This window comes from Actinoplanes sp. NPDC023936, from assembly GCF_040639325.1.
Classification (GTDB): Bacteria; Actinomycetota; Actinomycetes; order Mycobacteriales; family Micromonosporaceae; genus Actinoplanes.
This window is the reverse complement of the sequence record NZ_JBEZZR010000012.1, coordinates 50,209-67,616: the sequence shown is the minus strand read 5'-3', so window position 1 is coordinate 67,616 and position 17,408 is coordinate 50,209. Positions and strand designations below refer to the sequence as shown.

Below are 17,408 nucleotides of genomic sequence, written 5' to 3'. Positions count from 1 at the left end.
CCTAAGTTTGGTTAGCGTCTAAACTAAGTACATCGATGACAAGCTAACTGACGTGTGGCGCGGGCGACAAGAACGAAATGGGAGCGCGCCCAAATGGGGATGGCAAGATGACGGATGTGAGGACCATGGGCTTCACCGACGTGCGCGCCACCAACCTCGCCGTGGTGCTGCGCCACCTGCGGACCAGCGGGCCGAGCTCGCGCGCCGCCATCGCCGCGTCCACCGGCCTCAACAAGGCGACCGTCTCCAGCCTCACCAGCGACCTGATCGACCAGCGGCTGCTGCGCGAGACCGGCGCGAGCGGCAACCGGATCGGGCGGCCGGGGACCGCGCTGACCCTGGACGGTTCCGCGTACGCGGCGATCGGCCTGCAGGTCGCGGCCGACCGGATCACCGCGCTCGCCCTCGACTTCGCCGGTGACCAGCTGCTGCTCTGGCACCGCGCCTTCGCCTCCCCGCCGGAGGCGGCCGGTCCCGGCCGCGCGATCAGCGCGATCATCGCGCTGGCGCAACGAGCCGCGACCCGGGTACGGCAACAGGGCCGTTCCGTCCTGGGCCTGACCATCGCCGTTCCCGGCCTCGTCGACGATCGGGGCACGGTGCGGCTCTCCCCGGCACTGGGCTGGTCGGACCTGGACCTGCGCGGGCCGGTGGCCGGATCGCTACGGCAGCCCGACCTGGTCGTGACCGTTTCTCATCAGGCAAGCCTGGCCGCGCTCGCGGAGCGCGACCGGGCCGCGGAGGACAACCTCGTCGTGGTGACCGGCGCGGCCGGCATCGAGGCGGGCATCGTCGTCGACGGCCGGCCGTTGCACGGCGCCCGGGGCTTCACCGGCCAGATCGGCCGGCTCACCCTCGGCCCCGCCGGCTCACCCACCCTGCACGACCTGGCCGGCGTCGAGCCGCTGGTCCGCCGCGCGCTGCCCGGCTTCGACACGGAGTCGCTCGCCGATCTCGGGCCGGCCGTCGAGCAGGTCGCCGTGCTGGCCCGGTCCGGCGACGCGGGCGTGCTGGCCGCGCTCCGGGACACCGGCCGGCACCTCGGGCAGGGTCTGGCGATCCTGGCGAACGTCGCCGATCCCGCGGTGATCATGCTGGGCGACCACTACGCGACACTCGCCGAGTGGCTGATCCCGACCGCCGAGGCCGAGGTGGCCGGGCACACGCTGGCGCCGGACGGAGTTCGCGTGGTCGCCTCCGAGCTGGGTCTGCACGCCGCGGCGCTGGGCGGCGCACTGTCGCATCTGGACCGGGTGGACCACGGCAGATCGATACCCGTTACTGCTTGACCCGGGCGAGCGCGGGTGCGAGCCTCAGGGAACCCCGACCGAAACATTCGCGAAATCCATTCGCGCGCCTGGTTGTCGAAGCGCTTCGACATGTCCCCGAAGGAACGCGTCGTGACCGAGTCCCCCACCGACCATGAGCCCGCCCCCGCCTTTCGCGACCCGCAGCACAAAGTCGCGGTCCGGGTCGCCGACCTGCTCGACCGGCTGACCCTCGACGAGAAGATCGCCCTGCTCAACCAGCACCAGGCCGCCGTGCCACGGCTCGGCGTCGCCTCGTTCCGCACCGGCACCGAGGCGCTGCACGGCGTCGCCTGGCTCGGCACCGCCACCGCCTTCCCCCAGGCGATCGGACTCGCCAGCAGCTGGAACCCGGACCTGGTGCGGCGGGTCGGCGAAGCCGTGGGCACCGAGGTCCGGGCCATGCACCACCGCGACCGGGAGAACGTCGGCCTCAACGTCTGGGCGCCGGTCGTGAACCTGCTCCGCGACCCGCGATGGGGACGCAACGAGGAGGGTTACGCCGAGGACCCGTGGCTCACCGGAGTGCTCAGCACCGCGTACTCCCGGGGGCTGCGCGGCGACCATCCACTGTGGCTGCGCACCGCGCCGACCCTCAAGCACTTCCTCGGCTACAACAACGAGACCGATCGCTGCCTGACGTCGAGCAACCTGCCACCGCGGGTGCTGCACGAGTACGAGCTCCAGGCGTTCCGGCCCGCCCTGGCCGACGGCGCGGCAGTGGCCGTGATGGCGTCGTACAACCTGGTCAACGGCCGACCCGCGCACCTCAGCCCGCTGATCGACGAGACGGTGCGGTCCTGGTGCGACGAGGACGTGCTGGTGGTCGGTGACGCGTGGGCGGTGCACAATCTGGCCGGCGACCAGCACTGGTTCGACGATCAGGTGGCCGGGTTCGCGGCAGCGCTGCGCGCCGGGGTCGACTGCGTGACCGAGGACGTCACGGCGACGCGGGAACGGTTCACCGCGGCGATCGACCGGGGTCTGATCACCGAGTCCCACGTCGACGCGGCGGTCCGGCACATCCTGTCGATCCGGGTGCGTCTGGGTGAGTTCAACGCGGACGAGGACCCGTACCGGCACATCGGCCCCGAGGTGATCGACTGCGGCGAGCACCGCGACCTGGCCGGTGAAGCCGCCCGCGCCTCGGCCGTGCTGCTCAGCAACGACGGGATCCTGCCACTCGACAGGCAGGCCGCCGGCCGGGTCGCGGTGATCGGGCCGCTCGGCGATCAGGTCTTCGAGGACTGGTACAGCGGGACCCCGCCGTACCGCACCACGCTGCGTGCCGGCGTCACCCGCCTGATCGGCGCGGAGGCGGCGCTCTTCGCGGAGGGCGTGGACCGCGTGGCCTTGCGCTGCGCGTCCGGCCTCCTCTGGGCGTCCCCCGCAAACCCCTTGGGGGTACGGGGCACCGAGGCGGCCGACATCCCGGAAGAAGCCCTTTTCGACGTGCTCGACTGGGGCGAGGAGACGATCTCGCTGCGCGCCGCGTCCACCGGCGGTGTCGTCGGCTCCGACGCCGATCTGCTCGTGACGGATCGCCCCGGCCCGAACGGCTGGGAAGTGCGTGAGACGTTCCGCTTCGTGCCCGTACCCGACGGGGTCTTGCTGCACCACCTCCAGAGTGACAGTTTCCTGGTAGCCGGCGACGACGGCCTGGTCCGCACCGCCGCCGAGGAGGCCGCCGGCGCCACCGTCTTCACCGTGGACCTGCTGGTCGACGGGGTCGCCGCCGCTGCCGAGGTGGCCGCGGCGGCGGACGTGGTGCTGCTGGCCCTCGGCAACCATCCCCTGGTCGCCGGGCGGGAGACCGCGGACCGCCGGGACCTCGACCTGCCCGGCACCCAGGACGATCTGATGCGGGCCGTGCGAGCCGTCAACCCGCGTACCGTTCTCGTGCTGACCAGCAGTTATCCGTACGCCGTAGGCTGGGCCCGGGACCACCTGCCGGCCCTGCTCTGGTCCGCGCACGGCGGCCAGGAACACGGCGGCGCGCTCGCCGACATCCTCTTCGGCCTCGCCGAGCCGTCCGGGCGGCTCACCCAGACGTGGTACGCCGACGACGGCGATCTGCCGGACCTGCTCGACTACGACATCATCGCGTCGGACGCCACCTACCTCTACTACCGGGGCGCCCCGCTCTTCCCGTTCGGCCACGGGCTCGGGTACACCTCGTTCCGCTACGAGAACCTGCGGCTCGACACCCCGGCCACCGACCCGGCCGGCACCGTCACGGTCACCGTCGACGTGGTCAACACCGGTGACCGGCCCGGTGACGAGGTGGTGCAGCTCTACACCCGCCAGCAGCGATCCCGGGTGAAGCAGCCGTTGCGGCAGCTCCGCGGCTTCCGGCGAGTCCACCTGGCCCCCGGTGAACGCGCCACCGCCCGCTTCCCGCTTCCCGCCGCCGACCTCGCGTTCTGGGACGTCACCCGCTCCCGCTGGGTGATCGAGGACGCCACCCACACGGTCGCGGCGGGCCGGTCCAGCACCGACTGGCGCCAGACCACGACACTCCGCGTCCACGGGGAGCGGGTACCGGCCCGCTCCCCCACGCTGCGCCTTACTGACAACGACGGCTACGCCGGAACCACCACCGTGCCGATCCCCGGAGCGGCTGCCTCGGACGGTGGCGAGGCCCTGCGCAGCCTGATGCCCGGCGCGTGGGCGGTCTTCGACGGTGTCGACTTCGGGCGAGGCCCGACCCGCGCCTTGGCCGCCGTCGCCGCTTCAGCCACCGTCACTGCCCCGGCCACCGTCGCCGCCCCGGCCGAGTCCACGATCACCATTCGCCTGGACGACCCGCTCTCCGGCCCGGTGCTGGCGGTGCTACCGGTACCGGTGGCGGCCGGCGCGGATCCTTTGATCGAGGTGTCCGCGCCGATCCCGCGGTGCACCGGCCGGCACGACGTCTTCGTCCAGTTCACCGACAGCGGCACCACAGCGGCGACCATCCGCTTCACCTGACCCCGCCCGGCAGCGTGCCGATGCCGCCGCATGTCACGCCGGGTCCACGTGGAGACCCTGATCGAGGGCCGGCCGACCCTCACCCGGGTGAGGCGCGCCGAGCCTGTCACCCGATCGGGTTCCTGGTGCCGGCCCCACATGACCGGGATCCGGATGCGCCGGAAACCCCGTGCCCCGATGCCGGCGATCAGCTCCCGGGTGACCCGGCGTTTGCCCCACGAGGTCTCGTCGCCGGCCGGTCGAGTCGAACGTATTGCCGAGCTTCCAGCCGGGCTGCACGGCGGCGGCCGGAGCAGCGGCGGCTATGAACGCATGAGGGCGGGCCATCCGGGGGCGAGCGGGGGATGCGCACCTCGCCGGGATGGCCCGCAGACGGACAGCCGCACCACGACCCGTCGCGTCGTCGAAGGGTGCGCCCGGGCGAGCGCACGATGCTCATAACGCGAAGGCTAGTACTCGGTGCATTCCACAGAAAGGCTGATCCACGAGAGACTGCACTTTCCGAATACCGATTCCAGCAACTCCGATGAGAATGGCCGGCGCGGGCTCAGACGGGTCGATCTTGCGACTACCTGCAAAGACGCAAGTTGCACGATCGGGTAGCCAAGGGCATCCCTCCAAACTGGATTGGCACATGATTTTGGGGAATACGCATTGTCGTGGCCCTATTACAGTTCGTACTCTGTGGTCACCTGTTATCGATCGACTTGAGTGCGATCACATGAGCACTAAAGCGGGACCGCTCGGCACGGGCCCGCGGGGGAGCAGCCATGCTTGTCAAAGTCATCGACCAGATCACCGACGACATGCACGAGACCGCGTGGGATCTCTACGAAGGCGCGTTCAAAGAGGTTCGCGCCCTCGCCGTGCAGCGCCATCTGATGTATCGGGCGGAGTTCGACCAGGTGATGTTCGATCCCCGAGTCGACAAGTACCTCTGCCTCGACGACGGCGGCAAGCTCTGCGGCCTGTCCACGTACACCAATGATCTGTTCGCAATGCCGCTGATCGCACCCGAGTACTTCGAACGCCGGTGGCCCGACCTCTACGCGCAGAACAAGATCTGGTACTGCGGATTCGTAGCTGTCGCGGAAGACGCCCGGTCCACCCGTGCCTTCGCGGAATTGGTCGAGGCCATGTACCGCACCGCCACGGATCGAAACGGGATCATCGCACTGGACTTCTGCAGTTACAACGACGACAGTCGCAACATGTCAAAGGTGATCCGGTTGATGTTGCGCCGGCTCTCCGGCGGCACGTTGCAAGCCTCGTGCATGGACCAGCAGTCGTTCTGGATCTACGAGTTTCCAGCGGCTTCCTGAGGCAGTCACACCATAGGCGTCCTCCACATGCACCAGAGCGGGGGCCCGTCGGGTAGCTCGATCACGGACCGGACCTGGTATCCGTGCCGAAGGTAGAGGTCACGGTTGCGCGGATCGTTGGCCTCGAGATAGGCGGGAAGCCCGGCCCGGTCCAGTCGCGCGTGATGGCGGTCCAGCAACGCGCTCCCGATGCCACGGTTCTGCTGGCCGGGACGGACCGCCATGAACGCCAGATAGTGGTGCGGCTCGAGCGGGTGGTGCTCGTCGAGCGTGGCGTCCAGTTGCTGGCACCTGTCGAACGCGGTGTCCGAGGCCTCCTTGAGCCGGCGCTCGTAGTCGACCGGCGCCGGGATCATCGCGGTGAGCGGGAACCAGAGCGCCACCCCGCTCATCCGGCCGTCGGCGTCGGCGGTGCTGTAGACCTCGCCGTGCTGCAGGGCGTGCTCCACGAAGATCTCGAAGTATCGCGGCGAGTTACGCCTGCGCACCAGCATGTCCGGCTGCATCCAACGAGCCACCGGGCCGTCACACATCGCCTCGGCCACAAGGGCAGTGATCTCATCGGTGTCGAATGGTGACACATTCCGGATCACGAGTTCTTGGATGGCGTACGTCATGGATCTTCCCTACTTGATCGACGGAAGGTGGTCACGATGCTCGTGCGTGTGCTGCGCGTTGGTCTGCGCGTGTGCGTGTGAGTGCGGCCGGGCCAGCTCGGCGTAGTCGACGACGTTCCGGCCGTCCGCTCCCCGGCCGATCCCCGCGTACACGTCCGGTCTGGTGCGCTTCACGATCAGCGCCCAGCAGAACCCGATGAGCGCACAGATCAGGTATCCCACCGTGAACACCCAGTGGAAGACCGAGTCGCTGCCCACCTGCAACAGGTCACCGAAGCCGATGACGGTCGCCAGCAGGATGATGCTGAGCAGGAAGAACGCGATGATCGGAGCGACCCGGCCACGCCAGACGTTCTCCCCGCGCGAGTGCTGGACGAAGAACGCGATCACCGCGGCGGACGCGCTCCACATCAGGATCAGCACGCCCAGTCCGCCGACCACGGTGAGCCAGGCGAACAGGTGCACCAGCGGGTCGATGCCGAGCAGGCCGTAGGTCAGCAGGACGCCGAGCGCCAGGATGCTCTGGGTGATCGAGCCGACGACCGGAGCTCCGGTACGCGGGTGAGCGGTCCCCCACCGGCTCGGCAGCACCCGCTCCCGGCCGAGGGCGAACTGGTACCGGGAGACCGCGGCGTGGAACGCCAGCAGGGCGGCGAAGATGCTCGTCATGAAGAGCAGATAGCCGATGGTGATCAGGGTGTCCGGCACATGGGGCGCGACCAGGGTGAAGACCAGGTCGGTCTGCTCGGTGCGGGCGGCCGCCACGATCTGCGTCGGACCGGCGGCCACGGACATCGCCCACGCCGACAGGGCGCAGAGGATGCCGGCCAGGATCACGCAGAGGTGGGTGGCCCGGGCGATCGTGCGCTTCGGGTCCTTCGCCTCCTCGGAGAGCACGACAGTCGCCTCGAAGCCGGTGAATCCGCCGATCGCGAGGACCATCATGGCCACCACCTCGGGCGTGAGCAGCTGCTGCGGCGCCAGCGACGCGAAGCTGACCGAGCCCTCGGCCGGGTTTCCGGCCATCACCAGGTCGTAGATCAGCACCACCGCGATCTCGGCGATCAGCAGGATGCCGAGCACCTTGCCGCTCAGGTCGACCCAGAGCATGCCGAGCACCGCGATCAGCGCCCACGCCACCAGGGCGCAGGCCAGCCAGGACGCGGTCAGGCCGACCGCTTCGAGGATGCCCGAGGCCACCACCCCGAACAGGCCGAAGAGCCCGATCTGCATGAGCGAATAGGCGGCGAGGGCGACGAACGCCGCCGCGACGCCGAGCTCCCGGCCGAGACCATGGCTGATGTACGCGTAGAACGCCCCGGAGTTGACGATGTGCCGGCTCATCGCGACGAACCCGACCGTGAAGATCGAGAGAATGCCCGCCACCACGAGGTAGACCAGCGGAACGGCCGTGTTGCCGACCACCGCGTAGATCGTCGAGATGGCCCCGATGATCACGGTGAGCGGCGCCGCTCCGGCCACGCCGAAGAAGACCACCGACGAGACGCCGAGCCGGTTGCTCGCCAGCGACTGGCTGACGATGTCCGGGCCGTTCCGGGAGTTCCGCTGCAGATCCATCAGCATGGTGCCGGCCCACTGGTCGACGTTGTTGCGCCGGCGCTGATGGCGGCCGGCCGGGCTCACCGGCGGCCCACCGCGAGGGCGGTGCCCACCGACTGTTCGGTGCATTCGACGAGCTCACGCAGGTCGTTGGGCAGCGAAGCGATCATGCTGGGGAGGGCGTGGTAGATGTGCGGGTAGTTCTCGAACCCGTACATGACGTGGCGGGTGAGTCCGGTCGCCACGACCAGGCCGACGAGCATGCGGTCGGAGAGATTGAGGTCCATGCCCCGGACCAGGATGTTCGCGATCCGGGTGGAGGCCCAGGCCGCGGCGTTGCGCTGCCGTGCGGTGTTGGGCATGTAGAGCGTCTGGGTCGAGCCCAGCATCCGGCGGCGGGTGACCATCTCCACGGCGCCGACGCGCATCAGGCGCTCGGCGACCCGCAGAGCCGCGTCCTGGGACAGGAAGGCGAGCCACGTCCGGACGTCGGTGTGCTGTGACTGAGCACTGAGCAGATCGAGGACGTCGTGGGAGAGCGCGTCGCGCGGCGGGTGACGATCGACGATGAACAGCTCGCCGTCGGCCACACCGACACGGCCTTCGAGGACTAACTCGGAGAGCAGAGCGGCGGCCAATCCGAGACCGGTCGCGCGGGGATGGAGTCTGGACCGGCCGGTACGGTCCTCGTGTGCGATCAGGTAGTACTGGTCAGCCAACACTTGCGCCACGCCCCTTAGACGCCAGTTCCGAATGATCATTTCTCTATGTGTAGGAAAGAAGACAGAACTCGATGTCCGCAGCATCATGTACCCAACACCAAGGTCAATACAAGAAGTACTAGACTTCTTATTCAGGCCCTGCAGTCTGACACTCCTAAATGGATCATGCAGAATGGCGATCATGGGGCGCGTGATCATCAATGGGCTACTGGATCGTGAGGTACCGGTCGTAATATCGACCGCATCAGGACCGTAGGGAGTCCAGGTGTCCGATATCGAGGGTCCGACGCTACGACGCCGCCGACTGGGAGCGGAGCTCAAACGATGCCGGGAAGCCGCCGGCCTGACGCAACAGGACGTGTCCCGGCATTTCGAATGGCACGCCGCCAAGGTCACCCGGATCGAAACCGCGCGCGTGGCGGTCACCCCGCGCGACGTGCGTGATCTGCTCACCCTGTACAACGTGCGCGACCAGGGATATCGCGAAGCGCTCGTGGAATTGGCCCGGCTCTCGCGGGAGCGCACCTGGTGGACTGATTACCGCGACATCATGCGCCCCGGCAACTTCGTGGGCCTGGAGGCGGCCGCGTCCTCGATGCGGGCCTGGGAGCCGATCATCGTGCCCGGGCTGCTGCAGACCGAGGCGTACATGCGGGCCCTGATCAACACCGGTCGCTCCACCGACACGCCCCAGCAGATCGACAGGCGCGTCGCGCTGCGCCTGACCCGGCAGAGCCGGCTCGGCGGGGATCGGCCGCTGGAGCTCTCCGCGATCATCGACGAGTCCGTGCTCCGCCGGGTCATCGGCGGCGAGGACGTCATGGCGGATCAACTGCGACACCTGATCGATACAGCTAGATTACCGAATGTAATGTTGCAGATCTTGCCCTTCAGCGCCGGGGAACATCCGTTCCTGGGCGGGTCAGCAGCACTTTTGGAGTTTCGGGAGACTACCCATTTGGATGTTGTCTACCTCGAAGGCCTTGCGGGAGACTATTACGAAGAGCAACCAGACGAGGTTGCCCGGTACCGACAGGAGTTCGAGCGAATGAGCGCGAAGGCGCTCGATCATCGGACTACGATAAAGATGATCGAGAGTCTGCTCGTCGCGTAGCGCTCCCGAAAGAATCTCATATCGAAGGGAGGTGCTCGAGTATGCTCGCGCACCAACTCGACGGTGCCGTCTGGAAAAAAGGCAGTCGCAGTAACGGCAGCGGCGGCAACAACTGTGTCGAGGTGGCAATCCTCGACAAGGGAATTGCCGTCCGTGACAGCAAGGACCAGACGGGCCCGGCTCTCGTGTTCACGGAAGCGGAGTGGACCGCTTTCGTGGACTCCGCCAAGGACGGCGAATTCGATATCGACTCGTGAGAGCCTAACCGATAGTCGCGCAGCGATGGAAGTCGTGAACAAGTGATCGACTTTCGCGATGTGCGACTTGAGGAAGCCACGGCGCCTCCCCGCGAGGCGCCGTGGCGCCGGTCCACCACGCGCCGGCGGGACACCCCGCCGCGCCACTGAGGTGATGACAATCGGTCACCTCGACCCCACGAAGAGTCAAGCGGAAACCCCGCTAAGGGTCGGGCGGAGACCCGCTAAGGGTCGGGCGGAGACCCCGCGAAGGGTCAGGCGAAGGCCGGCCGGAAGACTGTGGCCGCGGCGCCGCGCACCGGGATCAGGTGCCGGACCGCTTCGGCGCGTGCCGTGGCGATCGCCGCCTCCCGGGCCAGGCTGTCCCGGTTGCGGCCGGCCCGCAGGCAGTCCTGCCAGGCGGCCCGCTCGGCTTCCACCGCCCGCTCGTGCACCCGCTCCAGGTGAGCGGCGATCACCCGGTGCACCACCATCTCCTGCTCGGCCGGGTGCAGCCGGGCGTTCCACCCGTTCCGCCCGTTCAGCGCGTCGGCGACCGCGACCGCGGGCAACTCGCCACGGCCGGCAGCGGCCTGCACCGCCCGGTGCAGGAAGCGCTCCCGGTAGGCGTACTCGGCAGGGGTCTTGACCGTGTAGGGCGTGCCGAAGGCCGCCGTGGCCCGGCTCCTGGCCCAGCGCGCGTCCGCGGCCTGCCACGCCTGCCAGGCCGCGTCCACCCACTCCCCGGCCGCCTCCCAGTGCCCCTGCCAGCGCTGCGCCGCGTACCCCGCCTGTTCCGCCGCCACACCCACCTCGTCGGCGTAACGCACCGCCTGGACTGCCTCCTCGATGCGCCGCAGGCGCTCGGCGTCCCTGCGCTCGGCACGGCGGCGCAGGAAGCCCACCGTGTCGATCAGGGCCCGTCCCGGGTTGCGCACGTTGTGCGGGCTGGCCAGCACCACCAGGGCCGGCAGGGTGAGCAGCATCAGGGTGGCCCAGATCGCCATCGGGGCCGGCTCGGTCAGCAGCATGTCGGCAAGGATGTTCATCGCAGGAGTTCCGTCCGCTCGTCTCGGTCCGGGGGCTGGTGTCAGAAATGGCCGGAGCGAGGTTCTGTGACCAGTCCTGCGCTCTCGGCATGCGTGGACCCACAGGCAGCACGGGGTGCTGTCCGATAAGGGTCAGGCGAGAGCGGCGGGCGGGGCCCGCGAGCCGGCGACGCCGGGAACGATCTGAGCGCGCAGCACGCGCTCAGCGCAGGTGGTCGAGCAGGGCGGGGCCGGCACGGTGGCCGGCGATTCGGGGGTACGCGCCGACGCGTCACCGAGATCGGCGGAGGCCGCGGAAACCGCCACGGCAGAAGCGGAGATGCTGTGTGCGCCCGGGCCGCGGGAGGGCTGACCGGCCGAGGCCGGCGCGGTGAAGAAGGCCAGAACGAGCGCCAGCAGAACAGGCAACGACCGGAGCAGAGCGCTGCGGTGTGTCGTGGCCATGGAACGAACGTACCGATTTGAGCCGAAAGTCCGATTGCGCCGCGCGGGTTGATCACCCGATTGGGCTGACGCTGATGGGACCGCCCGGACGGACGGTCCCATCAGTGTTGCTCACCCAGATTTACCAGCGACGGTAGTCGTCCTGGGTCTGCGCGTTGAACTGCCAGGTGCGCTTGTGCTCCGCCTTGTCGATCCGGCGGTCACTGACCTCCAGGACGTCCAGACCCTTCTGGATGTCGTTGGAGTAGATGAAGCCGTTGTACCAGTACGCCGACCACGAGCCACCGGTGATGGCACGCTCGGTGCTCAGCGGACCGCGCTCCCAGTACCCGATCTCCTTGGGCTTGCGCGAGTCGGTGAAGTCCCAGACCGAGATGCCGCCCTGGTACCACGCCTGGACCATGATGTCGCGGCCCTTGACCGGGATCAGCGAGCCGTTGTGGGCCACGCAGTTCTCGGTCGCGGCGTTCTCCCGCGGGATCTTGAAGTAGCTGCGGAACTCGAGCTTGAGGTTCTTGCCCTTGCCCTTGATGTCGTAGATGGCGTTCGCGCCGCGGTTCGGGCCGATCACCGGGTTGCAGGTGGCCTGGCCGCCGCCGCCGAGCTCGTCGGTGAAGACGACCTTGTCGGCGTCGTTGTCGAACGTCGCCGAGTGCCAGAAGGCGAAGTTCTCGGTGTCCCGCACCGTCGTGATCACCTTCGGCGCCGCCGGGTTGGAGATGTCGAACAGCGCGCCGTCACCCATGCAGGCGCCGGCCGCGATGTCCTTCGCCGGGTACGCGGTGATGTCGTGGCAGCCGCTGGTCGCGGTGCCGTAGCTGCTGCCCGGGAAACCGCCGTCCGGGAAGAGCACCGGCGTGGCAACGACCTTGGCAGCCGTCGGGTTCTTCAGCGGCACCTTGACGATCGAGATCTTGTCGTGCGGCCACGCGCAGTTCGGCAGGCTCACGCCGGACAGGTTGTAGGACGACACGTAGAGGTAGACCGACTTGTCCCGGCCCTTGCCCGGGACGACCGTGTGCGTGTGCGAGCCACAGTCGGTCTTCACGGCCGCCACGTACTGCGGGTTCCGCGGGTCCTTGATGTTGAAGACCTTGATGCCCTCCCAGCGCGGCGTCTCGGCCGGCGCGGTGGAGGGGACGGCAGTGCTCTGGCACGAGTCGTCGGAACGCTGCGAGTCGGTGGAGAGGAAGAGCAGGTCTCCCCAGACCGTGATGTCGTTCTGCGAGCCGGGGCACACCACGACGGCCGCGACCTGCGGGCTCCGCGGGTTACGGATGTCGTAGACGGTGAAACCGTTGTAGTTGCCGCCGTACGCGTATTTGCCCTGGAACGCCCAGTCCGAGCCGAGCGCGTTCTCGGCGGCGAACGGAGCGACCTTCGGGATGTTGGCGATCTGCTTGAGATTCGAGCTGCTCCGGATCTCGTCGACGCCCGGAATGTCCGCCGCTGCCGCCTGCGCAGGCGCCGCGACCAAGAAGCTGAGCAGGACTGCCGCAGAACCGATACTGAACAGGCGCTTGAACCGCCCTTGTGGGGCAGGGTGCTTCATGGAGCTCCTTCCGGATACGGAGCCACCGGCGACCCACCGCGAGTCTTGTCGCGAGCACCCCCGGTGACAGCGATGTCGGTCGTTACGATAGCTGTCGAATGTTGCGTTGGGGACCCTTACCGAAAAGGAAGCGATGAATCGCCGACACACCCGGACCCTGGCGGCCGCGACCTTGACGGTCCTGGCCGCCGGCGGGATCGCCCTGTCCGCCTGTACCTCCGAGAAGGAGACACCGGCGGCCAAGGCGCCCGCCGCCTCATCCTCGCCGGTGCCGGTGCTGCTGCCGGGCCGTCCCGGAGAATCTGCCGCAGTGTCCGATTCTGATCAGGTGAAAGCGCCCGACGGGAGCGCCTACAACTCGATCGACGTCGCGTACGTGCAGATGATGATCGCCCACCACCAGCAGGCCGTGGAGATGGCGAACCTGGCGCCCAGCCGGGCCGGGAACGGTGCGCTGAAACGGCTCGCGGAGCGGATCAGCGTCGGGCAGACACTGGAGATCGACTATCTGAAGTCCTGGTTGAAGGACCGGAATCAGCCCGAGTCGGACCCGTCGCACGACCACTCCACGATGCCCGGCGGTCAGAGCGCCGAGAAGGTCGCCGCGCTGACCGCCGCCACCGGCGCCGGCTTCGACCGCCAGTTCGTCGCGATGATGACCGAGCACCACAAGGGCGCCCAGCAGATGGCCGCCGATCTCCTCCGGAGTGGCATGGACGAGCGACTGTCCGAATTGGCCAATGAGTCAGCGGTGGAGCAGGTGGCCGAGATCCGGCGGATGGCCGAGCTCGGCATCCGCTGAACCCTGTCGAGCCGAGGCCTTCGGGCAGTCAGAGGAGCATGCCGCCGGAGGCCTCGACCCGCTGGCCGGTGATCCAGCCGGTGCCGTCGCTGAGCATCGCGGTGATCACGGCGGCGATCTCCTCCGGCTCGGCGACCCGGCCCAGCGCCGTCACGCTGCCGATGTGCGCACGGACCTGCTCGTTGTCGCGGAGCGCGCCGCCGCCGAAGTCGGTGCCGGCCGGGCCGGGCGCCACCACGTTCGCGGTGATGCCCCGGCGGCCGGCCTCTTTCGCCAGATAGCGCGTGAAAACCTCGACGGCGCCCTTCATCGAGGCGTACGCCGCGTAGACGCCGTCGCCGGTGAAGCGGGTCAGACCGGTGGAGAGGTTGACGATCCGGCCGCCGTCGGCGATCAGCGGCAGCAGCTTCTGGGTCAGGAAGAAGACGCCCCGGAAGTGCACGTTCATCATCTCGTCGAACGCCTCCACCGAGGTCTCGGCGATCGGACCGGCGGAGCCGACGCCCGCGTTGTTGACCAGGAAGTCGAAGTCGGTCCGGTCGTAGCGGTCGGCGAGGACCTGGCGCAGCGAGCCGGCGAACGCGTCGTAGGAAGCGAGGTCGCCGACGGTGAGCGGCAGCGCCACGGCGTCGATCTTCTCGCCGGGGTCGGCGCGGTACGTGTAGATCACTTCGGTGCCGGCATCGATCAGGGCGAGGGCCGTGGCCCGGCCCAGTCCGCGGTTGCCACCGGTGATCAGGGCGATTTTGGGCATGATGCTGCCTTTCTGCGGGATTGGCTGGTGTGCAGACGCCGATCAGGCGGAGACGGCGGCGAGAAGCTGGAGCTTTTCGTGGCTCGGCGAGCCAGGGACCGCTGTGAAGACCAGCAGCGTCTGCATCTGGGCCGGATCGAAGAGGTTCTGGCAGTACAGATCGAGGGCGCCGAGCTCCGGATGGATCAGTGTCTTGCGCTCGGTGTGGGTGAGGCCCACCTCGTGACCGGCCCAGATCTCGGCGAACTCGCTGCTTCTCGCGAGCAGCGCCTCGACGATCTCGCCGGCCCGGCCGCCCGGCTCGGTGGCGTAGGCCGCTCGCAGCTGCGCCGCGAAGATCCGCCCCTGCCGGATTTGGTGCTCCTCGGGGTAGAGCCGGCGGGACACCCTGTCGGTGAACCACCGGAACCACACGCTGCGGGCGAGCCCGGAGAACCCGGTCTCGTCGCCGACCAGCGCGACCGCCGGCCTGGTCTGCAGCAGCGTCTCGCCCCACCGGGAGATGACCATGGCCGGGGTGTCGTCGAGCCGGTCCAGGATGCGCATCATCCCCGGGCTGATGTGGTCGTCGCGCAGGGACCGCCGCGGCGCCGGGTGACCGCCCAGGCGGAACAGGTGGTCGCGTTCCTCCAGACCCAGGTGCAGTGCCCGGGCCAGCGCGGCGAGCATCGGCTCCGACGGCGCCGGGCCACGCTGCTGCTCGATGCGGCCGTAGTAGTCGGCGGACATCCCGGCGAGCGCGGCCACCTCCTCACGCCGCAACCCTCCGGTACGCCGCCTCGCTCCCCGTGGCAGCCCCACGTCCTCCGGCTGCAACGCCTCCCGGCGGGTGCGCAGGAAGTCGGCGAGTTGTGCCCGATCCATGTGGTCATCCTCCCCGTTCCGTCGAACCCAGCTTGACCGGTTCTTCCGTGGGGATGAAGGGAGCGTTTATCCGGGGACGATCGATCCCTGGCTAGTCGTCGTCATCATCGTCGTCATCGTCGTCTCCGTCGTCATCGTCGTCATCGGAGTCGTCGGCCGGGAGCAGCGCGCCGATCTGGGTGGCACCGGCCGCGAGCGCCTGGAAGCCGGCCTCGCTGATGTCCTCGTCCTCGCGCAGGTCGGCGAGCTTCTCGACGAACTCGTCGAGCTTGCCGGACGCCTTCCCCGGGTCCTTGCGCAGCCGGCTCGTCAGGTGCTCCAGACGCCGGTTCAGCGCCTTGGCGCCGTCGTCGTCGAGCTCGCCGCGCTTCTCCAGCGCCCGCACCACGATCATCAGCTGGGTCGCCAGCTCGGCCGGACGAGCCGGCCGGGCGGTGGCCGGCTTCGGCGTCGGTGCGGTGGTCGCCGGAGCGGAGGGTGTCTCCTCGGCCGGGGCGGACGATTCCGGCGACGCCTCGGTGACGACCGTGCTGGGTGCGGCGAGCGGCACGGCCGCCGTCTCGTCCCCGTCGGAGGAGCCCGGCGAGATGATCCAGACCGCGACGGACACGATCACCACCGTGGCGGCCGTGATCGCGCCCAGGATCCTCAGGCGGACGCCGGCGCCGGACGGCTTGACGACCGGCAGCTTGGCGGTCGGCGAGTAGTACGGATCAGGAGGGACGGACACGGCCGCCATCATGCCAGGTCTACAGGCGTACCGGCAGTTCGTGCAGCCCGCGCAGGAGCAGCCCGGGACGCCACCGCAGGGCCTCCGGATCGACCGCCAGCCGCAGGTCCGGATGGCGGGTCATCAGCTGGGTGAACGCGATCTGCGCCTCCAGCCGGGCCAGCGGCGCGCCGAGGCAGTAGTGGATGCCGTGCCCGAACGCCAGGTGCGGGTTCTGCGTCCGGTCCAGGCGCAGTTCGTCCGCGTCCGGGAAGCGGTCGCCGTCACGGTTCGCCGACAGCAGCACGACCACGACCGGCTCGCCGGCGCGCACGGTGACCCCGCCGATCTCCAGGTCCTCGGTGGCGACCCGGAACGTGGAGGTCTCCACCGGGCCCTCGTACCTCAGGAACTCCTCGATGGCGGTGGGCAGCAACGACGGCTCGGCGCGCAGCCGCTCCCACTGCCCGCGGTCGCGCAGCAGCAGGTACGCCCCGTTGCCGATCAGATTCACAGTGGTCTCGTGACCGGCGATCAGCAGCAGGAACACCATCGAGGAGAGTTCCTCCTCGGTGAGCCGGTCCTGCTCGTCGCGCACCTGGATCAGGCCGGAGAGCAGGTCCGGGCCGGGGGTCGCGCGGCGCTCGGCGATCAGGGCCAGGATGTACCCCACCATCGCGCGGATCGCCGGCTCCAGCCGGTCACCGGACTGCGAGCCGGCGACGATCACGCTGGACCATTCCCGGAAGTCGTCCCGGTCGCCGGCCGGCACCCCGAGCAGTTCACAGATGACCTGGATGGGCAGCGGGAACGCGAACGTGTCGATCAGGTCGGCCTCGTCCCGGCCCTCGATCGCGTCGAGCAGGTCGCGGGTGATCTCCTCGATCCGCGGGCGCAGGCTCTCCATGCGGCGGGCCGTGAAGGCGGCCGAGACCAGGCGGCGCAGCCGGGTGTGGTCCGGTGGGTCGGCGGCGAGCATGTGCCGGGAGAGGATCGCGGCCGGGCTCGACGGCCGGTTCGCCGCCGTGGACGAGCCGACCGAGAACCCGGACTGCTTGGAGAGGCGCGGATCGGCCAGAGCGCGTCGCGCGTCGTCGTACCGGGTCACCAGCCAGGCGCTCAAACCGCTGGGAAGCCGGGTGCGCCGGACCGGTCCGGTCCGGCGCCAATTCTGGTACGCGGGGTGCGGGTTCGCCTGAAACGCCGGATCGGTGAAGTCGACCTCTACGCCCTGAGTCACCTGCCCAACGATACCGGTCGATGTGTGAAAGATCAGGTGATCCGCCGGGGCGTGCGGGGCGGTCGCCGGGGCAGCCGGGGGCGCGGCGGAACCAGACGACGCGGGCGTCGAGGGCGGGGCTGGGAGCAGACGGCGATGACGGCGAG

Annotated in this window: 16 protein-coding genes; 6 read left to right on the top strand and 10 right to left on the bottom strand. The window is 69.1% G+C overall.

Annotated elements, in window-relative coordinates; translation table 11 throughout:
* The first annotated feature begins 107 nt into the window (after positions 1-107).
* The 3 genes from AB0F72_RS18065 (at position 108) to AB0F72_RS18055 (ending at position 5,599) form a co-directional block, all read left to right on the top strand.
* On the top strand, positions 108-1,289 hold the full coding sequence (locus tag AB0F72_RS18065; protein WP_360432031.1) for an ROK family protein: 1,182 nt from the start codon (positions 108-110) through the stop codon (positions 1,287-1,289).
* Between the two features lie 111 nt (positions 1,290-1,400).
* On the top strand, positions 1,401-4,277 hold the full coding sequence (locus tag AB0F72_RS18060) for a glycoside hydrolase family 3 C-terminal domain-containing protein (RefSeq protein ID WP_360432028.1): 2,877 nt from the start codon (positions 1,401-1,403) through the stop codon (positions 4,275-4,277).
* Positions 4,278-5,047: 770 nt separating this feature from the next.
* A complete protein-coding gene (locus AB0F72_RS18055) occupies positions 5,048-5,599 on the top strand; it encodes a hypothetical protein (protein WP_360432025.1) in 552 nt (183 codons plus the stop codon).
* A 5-nt stretch (positions 5,600-5,604) separates the two neighbouring features.
* On the opposite strand, the gene AB0F72_RS18050 is transcribed toward AB0F72_RS18055, so the two are convergent.
* From AB0F72_RS18050 to AB0F72_RS18040, 3 genes are read right to left on the bottom strand one after another with little or no spacing between them, the layout of a single operon-like run.
* Positions 5,605-6,216 carry a GNAT family N-acetyltransferase gene (locus AB0F72_RS18050; protein WP_360432022.1) on the bottom strand — a complete coding sequence of 204 codons (612 nt, stop codon included), beginning with the start codon at positions 6,214-6,216 and terminating at the stop codon, positions 5,605-5,607.
* Between the two features lie 9 nt (positions 6,217-6,225).
* The gene (locus AB0F72_RS18045; RefSeq protein ID WP_360432019.1) at positions 6,226-7,860 is read right to left on the bottom strand and encodes an APC family permease; all 1,635 of its coding nucleotides are present in this window, start codon (positions 7,858-7,860) and stop codon (positions 6,226-6,228) included.
* Positions 7,857-8,498, bottom strand: a complete 642-nt coding sequence (locus AB0F72_RS18040; RefSeq protein ID WP_051041841.1) for a GPP34 family phosphoprotein — start codon at positions 8,496-8,498, stop codon at positions 7,857-7,859. Before AB0F72_RS18040 ends, AB0F72_RS18045 begins: the two co-directional genes overlap by 4 nt.
* Positions 8,499-8,763: 265 nt before the next feature.
* Between AB0F72_RS18040 and AB0F72_RS18035 the strand changes: the two genes are divergently transcribed.
* Positions 8,764-9,612 carry a helix-turn-helix transcriptional regulator gene (locus tag AB0F72_RS18035; RefSeq protein WP_360432016.1) on the top strand — a complete coding sequence of 283 codons (849 nt, stop codon included), beginning with the start codon at positions 8,764-8,766 and terminating at the stop codon, positions 9,610-9,612.
* 41 nt (positions 9,613-9,653) lie between these two features.
* Positions 9,654-9,869 (top strand): DUF397 domain-containing protein, encoded by a 216-nt coding sequence (locus tag AB0F72_RS18030; RefSeq protein WP_360432013.1) that lies wholly within the window; start codon positions 9,654-9,656, stop codon positions 9,867-9,869.
* A 254-nt stretch (positions 9,870-10,123) separates the two neighbouring features.
* Here the strand turns inward: AB0F72_RS18030 and AB0F72_RS18025 are convergent, their stop codons facing one another.
* The 3 genes from AB0F72_RS18025 to AB0F72_RS18015 form a co-directional block, all read right to left on the bottom strand.
* Positions 10,124-10,897: a hypothetical protein gene (locus tag AB0F72_RS18025; protein WP_360432010.1), complete on the bottom strand. Its 774-nt coding sequence runs from the start codon at positions 10,895-10,897 to the stop codon at positions 10,124-10,126.
* A 132-nt stretch (positions 10,898-11,029) separates the two neighbouring features.
* Positions 11,030-11,341 carry a hypothetical protein gene (locus tag AB0F72_RS18020; RefSeq protein ID WP_360432007.1) on the bottom strand — a complete coding sequence of 104 codons (312 nt, stop codon included), beginning with the start codon at positions 11,339-11,341 and terminating at the stop codon, positions 11,030-11,032.
* A 121-nt stretch (positions 11,342-11,462) separates the two neighbouring features.
* Positions 11,463-12,893 carry a hypothetical protein gene (locus AB0F72_RS18015; RefSeq protein ID WP_360432004.1) on the bottom strand — a complete coding sequence of 477 codons (1,431 nt, stop codon included), beginning with the start codon at positions 12,891-12,893 and terminating at the stop codon, positions 11,463-11,465.
* A gap of 133 nt (positions 12,894-13,026) precedes the next feature.
* Here AB0F72_RS18015 and AB0F72_RS18010 point away from each other — a divergent pair, with 133 nt between their 5' ends.
* Positions 13,027-13,695, top strand: coding sequence for a DUF305 domain-containing protein (locus AB0F72_RS18010; RefSeq protein WP_360432001.1), 669 nt, complete (start codon positions 13,027-13,029; stop codon positions 13,693-13,695).
* 28 nt (positions 13,696-13,723) lie between these two features.
* Here the strand turns inward: AB0F72_RS18010 and AB0F72_RS18005 are convergent, their stop codons facing one another.
* The 4 genes from AB0F72_RS18005 to AB0F72_RS17990 all read right to left on the bottom strand — a co-directional run bounded on the left by AB0F72_RS18005 (position 13,724) and on the right by AB0F72_RS17990 (position 17,262).
* Positions 13,724-14,449 (bottom strand): SDR family oxidoreductase, encoded by a 726-nt coding sequence (locus tag AB0F72_RS18005; RefSeq protein ID WP_360431998.1) that lies wholly within the window; start codon positions 14,447-14,449, stop codon positions 13,724-13,726.
* A gap of 42 nt (positions 14,450-14,491) precedes the next feature.
* Positions 14,492-15,313 (bottom strand): helix-turn-helix transcriptional regulator, encoded by an 822-nt coding sequence (locus AB0F72_RS18000; RefSeq protein WP_360431995.1) that lies wholly within the window; start codon positions 15,311-15,313, stop codon positions 14,492-14,494.
* 91 nt (positions 15,314-15,404) lie between these two features.
* Entirely contained in the window at positions 15,405-16,043 is a 639-nt protein-coding gene (locus tag AB0F72_RS17995) for a hypothetical protein (RefSeq protein WP_360431992.1), read from the bottom strand.
* 19 nt (positions 16,044-16,062) lie between these two features.
* Positions 16,063-17,262, bottom strand: coding sequence for a cytochrome P450 (locus tag AB0F72_RS17990; protein WP_360431989.1), 1,200 nt, complete (start codon positions 17,260-17,262; stop codon positions 16,063-16,065).
* Positions 17,263-17,408: the final 146 nt, after the last annotated feature.